The 15,833-nt window shown below is 68.4% G+C and carries 16 protein-coding genes; 14 read left to right on the top strand and 2 right to left on the bottom strand.

Annotation, left to right across the window (positions count from 1 at the left end):
• Positions 1 to 226: 226 nt before the first annotated feature.
• Positions 227 to 1,141 carry a D-hexose-6-phosphate mutarotase gene (locus tag KRX52_RS11380; protein ID WP_367890536.1) on the bottom strand — a complete coding sequence of 305 codons (915 nt, stop codon included), beginning with the start codon at positions 1,139 to 1,141 and terminating at the stop codon, positions 227 to 229.
• 106 nt (positions 1,142 to 1,247) lie between these two features.
• On the opposite strand from KRX52_RS11380, the gene KRX52_RS11375 reads away from it, so the two are divergent.
• The 5 genes from KRX52_RS11375 to KRX52_RS11355 all read left to right on the top strand — a co-directional run bounded on the left by KRX52_RS11375 (position 1,248) and on the right by KRX52_RS11355 (position 6,335).
• Positions 1,248 to 2,378 (top strand): efflux RND transporter periplasmic adaptor subunit, encoded by a 1,131-nt coding sequence (locus KRX52_RS11375; RefSeq protein WP_217681847.1) that lies wholly within the window; start codon positions 1,248 to 1,250, stop codon positions 2,376 to 2,378.
• Positions 2,375 to 3,061 (top strand): ABC transporter ATP-binding protein, encoded by a 687-nt coding sequence (locus KRX52_RS11370; RefSeq protein WP_217681846.1) that lies wholly within the window; start codon positions 2,375 to 2,377, stop codon positions 3,059 to 3,061. The genes KRX52_RS11375 and KRX52_RS11370 overlap by 4 nt, the downstream gene beginning before the upstream one ends.
• Entirely contained in the window at positions 3,061 to 4,272 is a 1,212-nt protein-coding gene (locus tag KRX52_RS11365; protein WP_217681845.1) for an ABC transporter permease, read from the top strand. Before KRX52_RS11370 ends, KRX52_RS11365 begins: the two co-directional genes overlap by 1 nt.
• Entirely contained in the window at positions 4,272 to 5,468 is a 1,197-nt protein-coding gene (locus tag KRX52_RS11360) for an ABC transporter permease (protein WP_217681844.1), read from the top strand. The genes KRX52_RS11365 and KRX52_RS11360 overlap by 1 nt, the downstream gene beginning before the upstream one ends.
• 147 nt (positions 5,469 to 5,615) lie before the next feature.
• A complete protein-coding gene (locus KRX52_RS11355; protein WP_367890535.1) occupies positions 5,616 to 6,335 on the top strand; it encodes a carbonic anhydrase in 720 nt (239 codons plus the stop codon).
• 14 nt (positions 6,336 to 6,349) lie between these two features.
• Here the strand turns inward: KRX52_RS11355 and KRX52_RS11350 are convergent, their stop codons facing one another.
• On the bottom strand, positions 6,350 to 6,982 hold the full coding sequence (locus tag KRX52_RS11350) for a hypothetical protein (protein ID WP_217681843.1): 633 nt from the start codon (positions 6,980 to 6,982) through the stop codon (positions 6,350 to 6,352).
• A gap of 313 nt (positions 6,983 to 7,295) precedes the next feature.
• On the opposite strand from KRX52_RS11350, the gene coxB reads away from it, so the two are divergent.
• From coxB to KRX52_RS11305, 9 genes are all read left to right on the top strand, one after another.
• Entirely contained in the window at positions 7,296 to 8,420 is a 1,125-nt protein-coding gene (coxB, locus tag KRX52_RS11345; protein WP_217681842.1) for a cytochrome c oxidase subunit II, read from the top strand.
• A gap of 5 nt (positions 8,421 to 8,425) precedes the next feature.
• Entirely contained in the window at positions 8,426 to 10,027 is a 1,602-nt protein-coding gene (gene ctaD / locus KRX52_RS11340) for a cytochrome c oxidase subunit I (protein ID WP_217681841.1), read from the top strand.
• A gap of 73 nt (positions 10,028 to 10,100) precedes the next feature.
• The gene (locus KRX52_RS11335) at positions 10,101 to 10,643 is read left to right on the top strand and encodes a cytochrome c oxidase assembly protein (RefSeq protein ID WP_217681840.1); all 543 of its coding nucleotides are present in this window, start codon (positions 10,101 to 10,103) and stop codon (positions 10,641 to 10,643) included.
• A gap of 21 nt (positions 10,644 to 10,664) precedes the next feature.
• Positions 10,665 to 11,552 (top strand): cytochrome c oxidase subunit 3, encoded by an 888-nt coding sequence (locus KRX52_RS11330; protein ID WP_217681839.1) that lies wholly within the window; start codon positions 10,665 to 10,667, stop codon positions 11,550 to 11,552.
• Positions 11,553 to 11,598: 46 nt separating this feature from the next.
• A complete protein-coding gene (locus KRX52_RS11325) occupies positions 11,599 to 12,327 on the top strand; it encodes an SURF1 family protein (protein WP_217681849.1) in 729 nt (242 codons plus the stop codon).
• Positions 12,305 to 12,892, top strand: coding sequence for a PA_0111/PP_0108 family redox-active disulfide protein (locus tag KRX52_RS11320; protein WP_217681838.1), 588 nt, complete (start codon positions 12,305 to 12,307; stop codon positions 12,890 to 12,892). Before KRX52_RS11325 ends, KRX52_RS11320 begins: the two co-directional genes overlap by 23 nt.
• Positions 12,893 to 13,016: 124 nt before the next feature.
• The gene (locus tag KRX52_RS11315) at positions 13,017 to 14,069 is read left to right on the top strand and encodes a COX15/CtaA family protein (RefSeq protein WP_217681837.1); all 1,053 of its coding nucleotides are present in this window, start codon (positions 13,017 to 13,019) and stop codon (positions 14,067 to 14,069) included.
• Positions 14,070 to 14,101: 32 nt separating this feature from the next.
• The gene (gene cyoE, locus KRX52_RS11310; RefSeq protein WP_217681836.1) at positions 14,102 to 15,016 is read left to right on the top strand and encodes a heme o synthase; all 915 of its coding nucleotides are present in this window, start codon (positions 14,102 to 14,104) and stop codon (positions 15,014 to 15,016) included.
• Positions 15,013 to 15,645, top strand: a complete 633-nt coding sequence (locus KRX52_RS11305) for an SCO family protein (protein WP_217681835.1) — start codon at positions 15,013 to 15,015, stop codon at positions 15,643 to 15,645. The genes cyoE and KRX52_RS11305 overlap by 4 nt, the downstream gene beginning before the upstream one ends.
• The last annotated feature ends 188 nt before the right edge of the window (positions 15,646 to 15,833 follow it).

Below are 15,833 nucleotides of genomic sequence, written 5' to 3'. Positions count from 1 at the left end.
AGTGAAACGACGCATCGCCGATGGTAGTGTGGAGCTTCTCCATGTGAGAGTAGGTCATCGTCAAGCACCTCTACAGAAACCCCGATCAGCTCAGCTGGTCGGGGTTTCGTCTTTGCAGCGCGGAAAAACCGTCAAGAGCCTGTGGGGGAGCGTCGTGTTCCTGCAGCGTCCCGCAGCGGCTCGGCTGCGGGACGCCGAACCTGCCTATTGGGCTCCTGCCGGCGACTCATTGCGGACTCGCCAGCGCCTCGCTCCACAGGCAGAGATCCAGGCGGTGACTGGCGCCAGGATCGAGTTGCACGCAGTCGTCCCAGACGTTGGCGGTCTCGATGCACAGCATGCGTTGCCAGGCGTCCTCGGCGAACTGCGACAGGCGCCGGGCCTTGTCGATCCACGGGTTCCACAGGACCGCCGTACGTGCGGCGCGGCTTTCCAAGAATAGCGTGCGCTGCCAGCCGGCGTCGTGCAGCTCCAGGCGCGGCGGCAGGTCCAGGTAGATGCGGTCGGTCTCGCCAGCAAACTTCAAGGCGTCGTCCTGCTGGAACTCCTGCCAGCCATCGAGCGTCTCGATATAGCGGCAGCCCTGAACTCCCTGCACGGCCACGTTGTGAATGTCGCTCACTGCGAAGTAGCTGTGCAGCGCCTGGCTGATCCACACCGGGCGCTGGCCGCGGTTGTGGCTGCGCAGCTCAAGGTGCAGGTGTTCGCCGAGGCGGATTTCCAGCGCCACGTCGACGGCATAGGGCCAGCCGGGCAGGCCTTCTTCAGGTTGCGGGCAGACGAACAGGAGACGCACCTCGCCATTGTCGACCTGCTGTTCGCGGCATTCCCAGGTGAGGTTGCGCACCAGACCGTGGAAGGGCGCGGCCTCGCCCCGGTACTGGGCGAGCAGGGCGACGGGGTTGCGTGCCAGGTCGCCGAACCACGGCCAGCACACCGGCACGCCGCCGCGCACCGACTGTCCCGCTTGCCCGGCTGCCTGCTCGCTGAGCCAGATCAGCGGTGGCTCGCCGGTGCGCTGGTAGCTGAGGACCTGCGCGCCCTGCTCGGCAATCAGTAGATCGGCGTCGGCCGTCTGTACCCGCCAGCAGGTCAATTCGTCGAACAGTTCGCGGCTGATGCGCGGAGTGGCGTGGGTCACGGGGGCCGTCCTGGTGGATGAGAGAGCGCGCATTATTCCTTGCCCCAGACTCCGGCGCCACGTCGGCCGACTACCCTGAAGGCGACGGCCAGGCGGGGAGTGGGGCATGCGCAAGTGGGTGATCGCCGTGCCAGCACTGCTGGTATTGGGAGCGCTGCTGTGGTGGTGGCAGCGGCCGGTAACGCTGCTGACGGTGGCGCGGGGGCCGGTGGAGACGCTGGTGGCCAACAGTCGCGCCGGCACCCTGAAGGCCTGCCGGCGCACGCAACTGTCGTTCAACCTCGGTGCGCCGGTCGGCGAGCGGCTGGTGGCGGAGGGCGAGCGGGTGGTGGCCGGTCAGATCCTGATGCGCCTGCGCCAGGACGATCAGCAGGCACGGGTGGCCGAGGGCGAAGCGCGTCTGCTCCTGCAGCGCAATGCGCGCAGCCGCCAGTGTACCCAGGCCGAACTGGACTGCCGTCAGGTGCAACGCCTGAGCCGCCTGGCCGAGCGCCAGCTGGCGGCGGCCGAGTTGCTCGATCGGACGGAAATCGCGGCGCGGCTGTCTGCGCTGCAGTGCGAGGCGGCCGCCGCCCAGATCGCCGAAGCCGAGGCGGGACTCGCCCTGCAGCGCGCCCTGCTCGACCAGAAGACCCTGCGCGCCCCCTTTGCCGGCATCGTCGCTGAGATCAACGGCGAGGTCGGCGAGTTCGTCACCCCGTCGCCGCCGGGAATTCCCACTCCGCCGGCGGTGGACCTGATCGACGACAGCTGTCTGTACGTCGAGGCGCCCATCGACGAAGTGGACGCCGCCCGCGTGCGCCTCGGCATGCCGGTGCGGGTCAGTCTGGACGCCTTCCGCGGCCAGGCCTTCGCCGGCACGGTGACGCGGATTGCGCCCTTCGTCCGTGAGCTGGAGAAGCAGGCGCGTACCGTCGATATCGAGGTGCGCTTTGCCGAACGGCCGGCCGACGTGGTTCTGCTCACCGGCTACAGCGCCGACGTGGAAGTCCTGATCGAACAGCGCGGCGACGTGCTGCGCATTCCCAGCGAGAGCCTGCTGGAGGGGCGCAAGGTGCTGCGCTTCGATGCGGCTGCCGGGGTGCTGCGGGCGGTAGAGGTGCAGGTCGGGTTGGCCAACTGGCGTTGGACCGAGGTGCGTGCGGGGCTCGCCGACGGCGAGCGCATCCTGCCCAGCCTGGAGCAGGAGGGTCTCGGCGACGGAGTGGCAGTGACGCCGGTGGAGCTGCCGCCATGATCCGTCTGCGCGGGGTGACGCGCTGCTTCCAGCTTGGCGAGCAGCAGGTGCTGGGGCTGGACCGCGTCGATCTCGAGGTCGGCGCTGGCGAGTACCTGTCGGTAATGGGGCCATCCGGCTCGGGCAAGTCCACCTTGCTCAACGTGCTCGGCCTGCTGGATGTTCCGGATGCCGGCGAGTACTGGCTTAACGACGAGCCCACCGCCGCCCTCGACGAGGTGCGCCGTGCGCAGCTGCGCAGCCGCCACATCGGTTTCGTGTTCCAGTCCTACCACCTGATCCCGCGCCTCACCGCGCTGGAGAACATCGAGCTGCCGATGCTGCTGGCGGGCATCGAGCCGGGCGAACGGCGGCGGCGTAGTGGCGAACTGGTGGAGAGACTGAGCCTGGGCGATCGGGTCGCACATCGCCCGGCCGAGCTGTCCGGCGGCCAGCGCCAGCGCGTGGCCATCGCCCGCGCCATGGTCATGCATCCGGCGCTGCTGCTGGCCGACGAGCCCACCGGCAATCTCGACAGTTACTCCGGCGCCGAGGTGGTGACCCTGCTCGAGGAGTTCAACGACGAGGGCCTGACCCTGCTGGTGGTGACTCACGACGCCAGCCTCGGCGCCCGCGCCCGGCGTAGCCTGCGCATGCGGGATGGGCGCATCGTCGCCGATAGCGCGCAGCCGGGAGCGGGCTGATGCGCGCCGCCGATGCCGTCGCCCTGTGGTTCGGCGCCCTGCGTGGGCACCGCTCGCGCAGCCTGATGCTGCTGCTGGCGATCGGCATCGGCGTGCTCGCGGTGATCCTGCTTACCGGGCTGGCCCAGGGTGCGCGGACTTTCGTCCTCGGCGAGTTCTCCCTGCTCGGCCGCAACACCCTGATCGTCCTGCCCGGGCGCAAGGAAACCACCGGCGGCGTGCCGCCACTGACCGGCCTGGCGCCGCGCGACCTGACCCTGCAGGATGCCGAGGCCGTGGCCCGCCTGCCGGCGGTGCGCCGGGTCGCGCCGCTGCAGGCTGGGCTGATCGAGGTCAGCAGTGGCGGGCGCAGCCGGGAGGCCTTCGTCCTCGGCACCAGCCGCGCCTTCTTCGCCCTGCGCCAGCTCGAGGTCAGCCAGGGCCAGCTGCTGCCGGAGCTGCCGCTGGAGCAGCCCGAGGCGGTCTGCCTGATCGGTACCAAGCTGCGGCGGGAGCTGTTCGGCAGCCGCCCGGCGCTGGGTGAGTGGTTGCGCGCCGGCGACCGTCGTTTCCGGGTGATCGGTATCCTCGCGGAGCGCGGCGAATCGCTGGGCATGGACTTCGCCGAGTTGCTGGTGATCCCGGTGGCCAGTGCCCAGGCGCTGTTCTACCGCGAGGGGCTGTTTCGCCTGTTCGCCGAGGTGCGCAGCCCGGCGTGGCTGGAGCCGGGCAAGCGGCAGATCCGCGGGCTGCTCGCCGAACGCCATGAAGGCGAGGAGGACGTCACCCTGATCAGTCAGGACTCCATGCTGGCGGCCTTCGACGACATTCTCGGCGTGCTGTCCCTGGCGCTGGCCGGAATTGCCGCGATCAGCCTGCTGGTGGCCGGCGTGCTGATCATGAACGTCACCTGGATCGCGGTCAGCCAGCGCACCGAGGAGATCGGTCTGCTCAAGGCGCTCGGTGCCACCCCGGCGCAGGTGCGCCTGCTGTTCGTCGGCGAGGCGGCGCTGCTGGCCCTGGCCGGCGGCCTCGCCGGCCTGCTGCTGGGCGAGCTGCTGCTGTGGCTCGGCCGCCTGCTGTGGGACTTTCCGCTGGCGGCGCCCTGGTGGGCGCGCGGCGGCGCGTTGCTGCTGGCGTTCGCCGCCGCGTTGCTGTTCGCCTGGCTGCCGGCAGCGCGCGCCGCACGCCTTGAGCCGGTGGCGGCACTGCGCCCGCCGGGGGCGCGCTGATGCGCCTGCGCGACGGCCTGCAGCTGACCGCCGGCGCACTGCTCGGCCGGCCGCTGCGCAGCCTGCTGACCCTGCTCGGCGTGGCCATCGGCATCGCCGCGGTGGCGCTGCTCACCGCCATCGGCGAAGGCCTGCGCTTCTACATGCTGGATACCTTCTCGCAGTTCGGCACGCGCATCGTCGCCATCCATCCCGGGCGCACCCAGACCGGCGGCATCGGCGGCCTGCTGGCCAGCGCCAGGCCATTGACCGTGGCCGACGCCGAGGCCCTGCGCGGCCTGGGCCACATCGAGGCGGTGGTGCCGATCATCCAGGGCAGTGGTGCGATCTGCTTTGGCCTGCGCAGCCGCAGCAGCGACATCCTCGGCGCCGGTCATCAGCTGGCCGAGGCCTGGCGCTTCCGCCTGGCCCTCGGCCAGTTCCTGCCGCCCGCGCGTGACGGCCGCTCGCCGCCGCAGGCGGTGCTCGGCCACAAGCTGCGCGTCGAACTGTTCGGCGCCGCCAATCCGCTCGGCGAGCTGGTGCGCATCGGCGGCACGCGCTTCCGGGTGGTCGGGGTGATGGCGGAGAAGGGGCAGATGCTCGGCTTCGATCTCGACGACGTGGCCTACGTCCCGGTGGACTGGGCCGAGAGCCTGTTCAACCGTGAGGGACTGATGGAAATCAACGTGACGTACCGCCCGGCCACCACCTCGGCGGCGCTGTCTCGGCAGATCCGCCAGACGCTGATCGAGCGCCACGGCGCCGAGGACTTCAGCCTGACCACCCAGGACGAGATGCTCGCCAGCCTCGACCGCATCCTCGCCATTCTCAGCGCGGCGGTGGCCGGCCTCGGCGGCATCTCCCTGCTCGTCGGTGCGGTCGGCATCCTCACCATCATGACCACCACGGTGAGCGAGCGCACCGCCGAGATCGGCCTGCTTTGCGCCCTCGGCGCCCGCCCGCGGCAGGTGCTCGGCCTGTTCCTCGCCGAGGCCGTGCTGCTGTCGCTGGCCGGCGGTCTGCTCGGCCTGCTGCTGCTGGCGGTGCTGCTCGGCGCCCTGCACCTGGCCGTGCCGGATCTGCCGCTGCGTCCGCAGCCGCTGTTCCTCCTGCTGGCCCTGCTGCTTTCGGCGCTGGTCGGTATCCTCGCCGGTCTCGCTCCGGCTCGCCATGCCGCCCACCTGCACCCGGTGGATGCGTTGCGCAGCGAGTGAACAGGTTCGGAGGTGACAGATCCCGTTACAGAGCCCGAGCGCAAGAGTGTGACTTTACCGCCGCCGCCGTTGTCGGTTAGAACACCCAAAAACGTCCGCGGCCACAAGCCTGGTGGGCGCACCAAACAACGGTTCGGAGAGCTGATCGTGAAAGAGCCCGTGCAGAAGAAAGAGACCCTGGAGAATGCCGACGAGGCGCTGAGCAACATCGTCGAGGGCTTCAAGCGCTTTCGCCGCGAAGTGTTCCCCGCTCAGCAAGAACTGTTCAAGAAGCTCGCTACCGCGCAGAACCCGCGCGCCATGTTCATCACCTGCGCCGACTCGCGCATCGTTCCCGAGCTGATCACCCAGAGCTCGCCGGGCGACCTGTTCGTCACGCGCAACGTCGGCAACGTGGTGCCGCCCTACGGCCAGATGAACGGCGGCGTATCCACCGCCATCGAATACGCGGTGGTCGCCCTGGGGGTGCGCCACATCATCATTTGCGGCCACTCCGATTGTGGCGCGATGAAGGCGGTGCTCGCCCCGCAGTCGCTGGAAAGCATGCCCACGGTAAAGGGCTGGCTGCGGCACGCCGAGGTTGCGCGCACCGTGGTGGAGCAGAATTTCGCCCGCTGCGACTGCGGCCAGGAGCACCTGGAGCTGCTCACCGAGGAAAACGTGGTGGCCCAGCTCAACCACCTGCTGACCCATCCCTCGGTGGCGGCGCGGGTGGCCAGCGGCCAGCTGTTCATCCATGGCTGGGTCTACGACATCGAGAGCTGCAACATCATCGCCTACGATGCGGAAAGCGGCCGCTTCCTGCCACTCGACGGCGCGGTGGTGCCGATGGCCACCCCGCGCTCGCGCTTCAACCTGCCGGGCTGAGTCAGCTCGCGGCGTCAGTGGGCCAGCTGCAGCTCGATGCCCAGCTGGTGCGACAGACATGGCCAGGCGTGCTCCTGCCGCGCCTCGGCCAGCTGCGCGCGATAGCGAGCCACTGAATCGCCGCTGAAAATGCGCTCATCCTGCAGCGTGTCGCTGGCCTCATAGACGGCCGCGTCGAGCTGGTTGGCCAATGGCTCGCCGATCAGCTGGTGCGCCACCAGATTGGCCACCGTGGTATCCAGCGGGATCAGCGGCTGGCCGAAATGGACGATGTAGCGGTCGTTGACCTCCTCCACCAGGCGATGGACCAGATAGGCCTCGCCCAGCGTGGCGGCCAGGCCCTGGTACTCCTGCATGAACGGCGGCGGGCTGAGCAGGAACTTCGCGGCCTGGCGCAGCACCGGCGTGATCTGCGCGTCGAGGCCGGCCGCGCTCGCCACTTCGGCCGCGGCTTCCACCTGCGCCGGCACCCTCTCGATGTAAGCCTGCACGAAGCGCAGCAGCACCCCCGGCGCATCCTCCGCGGGCAGGCGGATGGAGCTGTGCAGCTTGTCGATCCGCGCTGCGAGGTCGGCGACCAGAGGGGAATGGTCGACTTGGTGTTGCAGGGCCGAGTCGATGCGCTCACGCAGGGCGGTGATGTTCATGGATGAGGTGCTCCGTCGAGCAGGGAAAGTGGCGTAATGGTGGCACAGCAGCCATGCCGCCGGTTGATCTGCGGCAAGCTGAAGACTTCTCATTCGGGTGATCAGCCCCGGCCGTATGCGCGGGCATCCATGGGCTCGCTGGCCAGTCTTCGATGCCTGTCTATACTCGAATTGTCAGGTGTGCACTGAAGGAGCCGGCAGCCGTTTGAGCGGGGTAGCGTTCGGCGGTGGTGGTCAGCAGTTTCGACGCCGATTCCTCCCTTGGCGCAGGCAAGAAGCCGGCGGAATAAAACAAGAAAGAAGGGGACCCGGAATGTCGCGACATCCGCGTGTGTGGCTGGGAGCCATCCTTTGCCTGGCGATACTGCCGGCACAGGCGTCCTGGACAGTGAACATGAATCCAGGCGCCACCGAGGTCAGCCGTTCGGTGTTCGACCTGCACATGACCATCTTCTGGATCTGCGTGATCATCGGCGTGGTGGTTTTCGGCGCCATGTTCTGGTCGATGCTCATGCACCGCCGCAGCCAGGGGCAGCAGCCGGCGCAGTTCCACGAACATACCTGGGTGGAAATCCTCTGGACCATCGTGCCCTTCGCCATCCTCGTGCTGATGGCGGTACCGGCGACCCGCACCCTGCTCGACATCTATGACACCGCCGAATCGGACCTGGATATCCAGGTCACCGGTCACCAGTGGAAGTGGCACTACAAGTACCTCGGCCAGGACGTCGAGTTCTTCAGCAACCTCGCCACCCCGCGCGCGCAGATCGACAACCAGGCCCCCAAGGACGAGCACTACCTGCTCGAGGTGGACAACCCGCTGGTGGTGCCGGTCGGCGCCAAGGTGCGCTTCCTGGTCACCGCTACCGACGTGATCCACTCCTGGTGGGTGCCGGCGCTGGCGGTGAAGAAGGACGCCATCCCCGGCTTCGTCAACGAGGCGTGGACGCGCATCGAGCAGCCCGGCATCTACCGCGGCCAGTGCACCGAGCTGTGCGGCAAGGACCACGGCTTCATGCCGGTGGTGGTGGAGGCCAAGGCCCCCGCGGACTTCGCCCTCTGGCTGGCCGAGCGCAAGGCCGAGGCACTCAAGGCCAAGGAGCTGACCGGCAAACAATGGACCTTCGAGGAGCTGATGGCGCGCGGCGAGAAGGCCTACCTGACCACCTGCGCCGCCTGCCACCAGCCCGGCGGCGAGGGCCTGCCGCCGATGTTCAAGCCGCTCAAGGGTTCGCCGATCGCCACCGGGCCGAAGGAAGGCCACCTGTCCATCGTGCTCAACGGCAAGCCAGGCACCGCCATGGCCGCCTTCGGCAAGCAGCTGTCCGAGGTCGACCTGGCCGCGATCATCACCTACGAACGCAACGCCTGGGGCAACAACACCGGCGACATGGTCACGCCGCAGGACATAGTGGCGTTCAAGCAGGCACAGGAGTGACGGACATGAGCGCAGTGATCGACTCGCACCCGCATGGCCATGTCCACGGCCCGGCCAAAGGGCTGATGCGCTGGGTGCTGACCACCAACCACAAGGACATCGGCACGCTGTACCTGGTGTTCAGCTTCGCCATGTTCCTGTTCGGCGGCAGCATGGCCATGGTCATCCGCGCCGAGCTGTTCCAGCCCGGCCTGCAGATCGTCCAGCCGGAATTCTTCAACCAGATGACCACCATGCACGGCCTGGTCATGGTGTTCGGCGCGGTGATGCCGGCCTTCGTCGGCCTGGCCAACTGGATGATCCCGCTGATGATCGGCGCGCCGGACATGGCCCTGCCGCGCATGAACAACTTCAGTTTCTGGCTGCTGCCGGCGGCCTTCGGCCTGATGGCCAGCACCTTGTTCATGGAGGGCGGCGGCCCCAACTTCGGCTGGACCTTCTACGCGCCGCTGTCGACCACCTACGCGCCGGAAAGCGTCACCTTCTTTATCTTCGCCGTGCACCTGATGGGCATCAGCTCGATCATGGGCGCGATCAACGTGATCGCCACCGTGCTCAACCTGCGCGCGCCGGGGATGACCCTGATGCAGATGCCGCTGTTCGTGTGGACCTGGCTGATCACCGCCTTCCTGCTGATCGCGGTGATGCCGGTGCTGGCCGGGGTGGTGACCATGATGCTGATGGACATCCACTTCGGCACCAGCTTTTTCAGTGCCGCCGGCGGCGGCGACCCGGTGCTGTTCCAGCACGTGTTCTGGTTCTTCGGCCACCCGGAGGTGTACATCATGATCCTGCCCGCCTTCGGCGCGGTCAGTGCGATCATCCCGACCTTCAGCCGCAAGCCGCTGTTCGGCTACACCTCGATGGTCTACGCCACCGGCGCCATCGCCTTCCTGTCGTTCATCGTCTGGGCCCACCACATGTTCACCGTCGGTATCCCGCTGACCGGTGAGCTGTTCTTCATGTACGCCACCATGCTGATCGCCGTGCCCACCGGGGTGAAGGTGTTCAACTGGGCGAGCACCATGTGGCGTGGCTCGCTGAGCTTCGAGGCGCCGATGCTGTTCGCCGTGGCCTTCGTCATCCTGTTCACCATCGGCGGCTTCTCCGGGCTGATGCTGGCCATCGCCCCGGCCGACTTCCAGTACCACGACACCTACTTCGTGGTGGCGCACTTCCACTACGTGCTGGTGCCGGGGGCGATCTTCGGCATCTTCGCCTCGGCCTACTACTGGCTGCCGAAGTGGACCGGGCACATGTACGACGAGACCCTGGCCCGGCTGCACTTCTGGCTGAGCTTCGTCGGCATGAACCTGGCCTTCTTCCCCATGCACTTCGTCGGCCTGGCCGGCATGCCGCGGCGCATCCCCGACTACAACCTGATGTTCGCCAACTTCAACATGGTGTCCAGCATCGGCGCCTTCCTGTTCGGCGCCACCCAGCTGCTGTTCCTGTTCATCGTCATCAAGTGCGTGCGCGGCGGCCCGGTCGCGGCGGCCAAGCCGTGGGATGGCGCCCACGGCCTGGAGTGGACGCTGCCCTCGCCGGCGCCCTACCACACCTTCCAGACCCCGCCGCAAGTGGACGAGCGCAGCCGGCTGCACTGAACTTCGCGGTGTGGGCCGGCGGCCCACCGATGACCACGCGGGTGGGCTGCGGTCCGCCCTGGGGGAGAGCGCCATGAACGACGCATTGCCGATCCACCGCCTGGTCACCCGCCTGCTGGTGGTGGTGGTGGCCATGTTCGGTTTCGGCTTCGCCCTGGTGCCGCTGTACGACGTGATGTGCCAGGCCTTCGGCATCAACGGCAAGACCGCCGGGGCCTATGCGGGCGTGCAGACGGTGGACGAGGCGCGCACGGTGCGCGTGCAGTTCCTCGCCACCAATGCCGCCGGCATGACCTGGAGCTTCGCGCCGCAGCAGGACGAGCTGAGCGTGCATCCGGGAGCCAGCAACCAGATGCTGTTCGTCGCCCACAACCCGACGCAGCGGCCGATGACCGCCCAGGCCGTGCCCAGCGTGGCGCCGAGCAAGGCGGCGGCGTTCTTCCACAAGACCGAGTGCTTCTGCTTCACCCAGCAGGTGCTGCAGCCGGGCGAGCGCATCGAGATGCCGGTGCGCTTCATCGTCGACCGCGACCTGCCGAAGGACGTCCAGCACCTGACCCTGGGTTACACGCTGTTCGACATCACCGAGCAAAAGCCGCCGCTGGCCCAGCACTAGCGCGACGGCAGGAGAGCAACAATGGCCAGCCACGAGCAATACTACGTTCCGGAACAGAGCAAGTGGCCGATCATCGCCAGCATCGGTTTGCTGGTGACCGTGGTCGGCCTCGGCACCTGGTTCAACGACCTCAAGGCGGCCCGTGCCGACTCCACCGGCCCGCTGGTGTTCTTCGTCGGCGCGCTGCTGCTGGCGTACATGCTGTTCGGCTGGTTCGGCAACGTCATCCGCGAGAGCCGCAGCGGCCTGTACAGCGGGCAGATGGACCGCTCGTTCCGCTGGGGCATGCGCTGGTTCATCTTCTCCGAAGTGATGTTCTTCGCCGCCTTCTTCGGCGCGCTGTTCTACCTGCGGGTGTTCGTCGGCCCCTGGCTGGACGGCGCGGGCGACAAGGGCATCAGTGCCATGCTGTGGCCGGACTTCCAGTTCAGCTGGCCGCTGCTGAACACCCCGGATCCCAAGACCTACCCGGCGCCGCAGGGGATCATCGACCCCTGGCACCTGCCGCTGATCAACACCGTGCTGCTGGTGACCTCCAGCTTCACCCTGACCTTCGCCCACCACGCCCTGCGCCACGACAAGCGCGGCGCGCTCAAGGCCTGGCTGGCGCTGACCGTGCTGCTCGGCGCGGCCTTCCTGGTGCTGCAGGCCGAGGAGTATGTGCATGCCTACACCGAGCTGGACCTGACCCTGCGCTCGGGCGTCTACGGCGCGACTTTCTTCATGCTCACCGGCTTCCACGGCGCCCACGTCACCATCGGCGCGCTGATGCTGCTGGTGATGCTGATCCGCATCCTGCGCGGGCACTTCGCGCCGGCGCAGCACTTCGGCTTCGAGGCGGCCAGCTGGTACTGGCACTTCGTCGACGTGGTCTGGGTCGGCCTGTTCGTCTTTGTCTACGTGCTGTGACGGCGGCGCGATGGCCGGCATGGCGAGTCTGGCCGCGCGGAGGCGTGTGGCGCACTTTCGCCCCGGCTGGCTGCCGAGCCTGCTGGTGCTGGCGCTGCTGCCCCTGCTGATCGGCCTCGGCTGCTGGCAACTGCAGCGCGCCGAGGACAAGCGCGCGCTGCTGGCCGAGCAGGCCGCGCAGGCCCAGGCACCGGCGCTGAGTCTGCTCGAGCTGGAGTCCGCGGGCCGGCCGGCCTTTCGCCGCGTGCGTCTGGCCGGCCACTTCGATGGCCGGCACAGCCTGCTGCTGGACAATCGCCTGCGCGGCGGACGGGTCGGCGTCGAGCTGCTGCAACCGTTCTTCGACCGCTCCAGCGCGCGCTGGGTGCTGCTCAATCGCGGCTGGCTGCCCTGGCCGGACCGGCGTACGCCACCGGCGTTCGAGACGCCGGACGGCGAGCTGCAGCTGCTGGCCACGGTCTACCGCTCGCCCGGCAGTCGCTTCCTGCTCGGCGCCGCGGCGCCAGGCGAAGGCTGGCCGCGGCTGGTCAACGCGGCGGACGCCGCCGTGCTGTGGGACGAGCTGGGCCGCGCAGGGCTGGCCGACGAGCTGCGTCTGCAGCCGGGGCCGGCCAGCTATGTCGGCGACTGGCCGCTGGTGGCCATGGGCCCGGAAAAGCATCTGGGCTACGCGGTGCAGTGGTTCGCCCTGGCGGCGACCCTGCTGGGATTGTTTGTTTGGTTCGGCGTGCAGCAGGCACGGGAGGTGCGCGATGGGCTCCACTCTGACACTTGAACCGGTTGCGCGACGCCCAGGTCGCGGGCGCTGGCAGCTGCTCGGCCTGCTGGCCGTGGTGATCGTCCCGATGCTGCTGGCCAGCGCCATGTACCGCTGGCAGTTCTGGGTTCCGCAGACCCGCAGCTATCACGGCGAGCTGATCGCCACCGGGCAGACCCCGGCCGATCTCGGCGTGGCCGGCGATTGGGGCGACGCGGTGGACGACGAGCAGTCGCGCTGGCAGCTGTTGGTGACCAGTGCCGACGACTGTCGCGCCGACTGTCGTGAGCTGGTCTACCTGGCACGGCAGATCCATATCGGCCTGGGTCGCGAGGCCGCGCGCGCCGGGCATGCGCTTGCCCGGAGTGCGGCACTGCCGGCCGACTATGCCGCCGAGCTACGGACGGCCTATCCCCAGCTGCGTCTGCTGGAGCTGGATGCCGAGCGCTATCCCGAGGAGGGCGCCCAGCTGTGGCTGGTCGATCCGCACGGCAATCTGGTGCTGCGCTACCCGGCCGGCAGCAACGGCAAGCAGATTCTCGAGGACCTGCGCTACCTGCTGAAGATTTCCCAGATCGGTTGACGGGGCGATATCCGCGCAGGCTGGCCCACGCCTGCTAGATTCAAGACAGGGGCGGGAAATGCAGGGGGAGCGTTTGCTGCGCCGGCCATTGCTCAGCTGTGCAGGATCCAGGGGAGGAACTGCCATGGCGCCAACCACAAGACCGGGCTACCGGCTCGCCCTGTGTGCCACCGCGCTGGCTCTGCTGGTGGTGATGCTCGGCGCCTATACCCGCCTGACCCACGCCGGCCTCGGCTGCCCGGACTGGCCGGGCTGCTACGGCTTCATTGGTGTGCCGCAGAACGAGGCGCAGCTGGCCCATGCCGAACGGCATTTCCCCGAGGCCCCGGTGGAGGCGCAGAAGGGCTGGAACGAGATGGTCCACCGTTATTTTGCCGGCAGCCTGGGCCTGCTGATCGCCGTCCTCGCCGCCCAGGCCATCCGCCGCGGCGGGCGCGACGGCCAGCCGCTGAAGCTGCCGCTGGCACTGCTGGCGCTGGTGCTGGTGCAGGCCGCCTTCGGCATGTGGACGGTGACCCTCAAGCTGTGGCCGCAGGTGGTCAGTGCCCATCTGCTCGGCGGCTTCGCCACCCTCAGCCTGTTGTTCCTGCTCAGCCTGCGCCTGTCCGGCGCACTGCCGCCGCTGGCGGGCGTCCTGCCGCAGCTGCGCGCCCTGGCGGCGCTGGCGCTGGTCGTGGTGATCGGCCAGATCGCCCTGGGCGGTTGGGTCAGCAGCAACTATGCGGCGGTGGCCTGCGTCGACCTGCCCACCTGCCACGGCGAGTGGTGGCCGGCGACGGACTTCGCCAACGGCTTCCATCTGACCCAGCACATCGGCCCCAACTATCTCGGCGGTCAGCTCGACAGCGAGGCCCGCACCGCCATCCACCTCAGCCATCGTCTCGGTGCCGTGCTGGTCAGCCTGCTGCTGCTGGTGCTGGCCGTGCAGCTGCTGCGCCACGGCCGGTCGCGCCTGGCCGGCCTGCTGCTGCTGGCGCTGCTGGCGCAGGTCAGCCTGGGCGTAGCCAACGTGCTGTTGCACCTGCCGCTGGCCGTGGCGCTGGCGCACAACCTTGGCGGCGCGGCGCTGCTGCTGGTGCTGGTGCTGATCAACTACCGGCTGCGGGTGCCGGTGGCGCTGAAGGTGGATAGCGGCCTGCGCCTGGTCGCCCGCGGCAGCCTGCGCCGGGTGGGCTAGCCGCTGAGAACAACAACGGGAGAGGGATCGCCATGACCACGCTGGTACACGAGCGCCAGGCCCACGCCGGCTGGCGCGACTATCTGGAGCTGACCAAACCCAAGGTGGTGGTGCTGATGCTGATCACCGCGCTGGTCGGCATGTTCCTCGCCACCGATGGCGGCGTGCCCTGGCGCGTGCTGCTGTTCGGCAACCTCGGCATCGGCCTGTGCGCTGGCGCGGCGGCGGCGGTCAATCACGTGGTGGACCGGCGCATCGACGCGATCATGGCGCGCACCCGCCTGCGTCCGCTGGTGGCCGGGCGCGTCTCGCCACGCGCGGCGCTGGCCTTTGCCCTGCTGTTGGCGCTGGCCGGGCAGGCGCTGCTGCTGGCCTTCACCAATGCGCTCACCGCTTGGCTGACCCTGGCCTCGCTGCTCGGCTATGCGGCGCTGTACACCGGCTTTCTCAAGCGTGCCACCCCGCAGAACATCGTCATCGGCGGCCTGGCCGGCGCGGCGCCGCCGCTGCTCGGCTGGACCGCGGTCACCGGCCAGCTGGACGCCGAGGCGCTGCTGCTGGTGCTGATCATCTTCGCCTGGACGCCGCCGCACTTCTGGGCGCTGGCCATCCACCGCAAGGACGACTACGCCAGGGCGGAGATCCCCATGCTGCCGGTGACCCACGGCGAGCACTACACCAAGCTGCACATCCTGCTCTACACGCTGATCCTGTTCGCCGTCAGCCTGTTGCCTTTCGTCATCCACATGAGCGGGCCGCTGTACCTGGTCGGCGCCGTGCTGCTCGGTGCGCGTTTCCTCGACTGGGCCTGGGCGCTGTACCGTGACAGCCGCGCGCAGGCCGCGATCAAAACCTTCAAATACTCCATTACCTACCTGTTCGCCCTGTTCATCGTGCTGCTGGCGGATCATTATTTGCCCCCCAGTCTGCTGAACCTGAGTCCATGACCCGCATCCACAAGACCGTTCTCGTCCTCGTCGCCGGCATTGCCCTGGTGCTCGGCCTCACCGTCAGCAAGGTGCTCAACGCGCCGTCGCAGAGCGATCCGGCGGCGCTGGCCGACGCCGGCATCGTCCTGCTGCCGCAGAGCCGCGCGCTGCCGGCGCTGACCCTGAGCGACGAGAACGGCCAGCCGCAGGCCGTGGACCAGCTCAAGGGCCGCTGGACCCTGCTGTTCTTCGGCTATACCTTCTGCCCGGACATCTGCCCGACCACCCTGGCCGAGCTGCGCCAGCTGAAGAGCCAGCTGGCGCCGGAGGCGCTGGCCCGCCTGCAGGTGACCATGGTTAGCATCGACCCCCACCGCGATACGCCGGCGCAGCTCAAGCAGTATCTCGGCTACTACAAGGCCGGCTACAGCGGCCTGACCGGCGAGCTGACGGACATCCAGACGCTGGCCAACGCAGTGAGCATTCCCTTCATTCCCGGTGACACCAGCCGCGAGCACTACACCGTCGACCACAGCGGCAATCTCGCCGTGATCGGTCCGGACGGCCGCCAGCGTGGCTTCATCCGCGCGCCGCTGAACGTCGCCAAGCTGGCGGTACAGCTGCCGGTGCTGCTCAAGCAGGAGTGAGGATGGGGTAGGGTGGACAACGGCGCAGCCTTGTCCACCAGCGTGCGATTCATGGTGGAAAATCGTATGCGATCCATAAACCCCACCTGCCCATCAGCGGGTTAGCGGTTTACTGTGGCATCTCTGACGAGCAGTTCCACGGCAGCAGGGCTTCGTAGTCTGCTACTGAGGAAGCGTGCGGCAGTCGC

Origin of the sequence: Geopseudomonas aromaticivorans, from assembly GCF_019097855.1 — a bacterium.
In the GTDB taxonomy this organism is placed as follows: Bacteria; Pseudomonadota; Gammaproteobacteria; order Pseudomonadales; family Pseudomonadaceae; genus Geopseudomonas; species Geopseudomonas aromaticivorans.
This window is presented reverse-complemented; position numbering and strand designations above follow the sequence as displayed.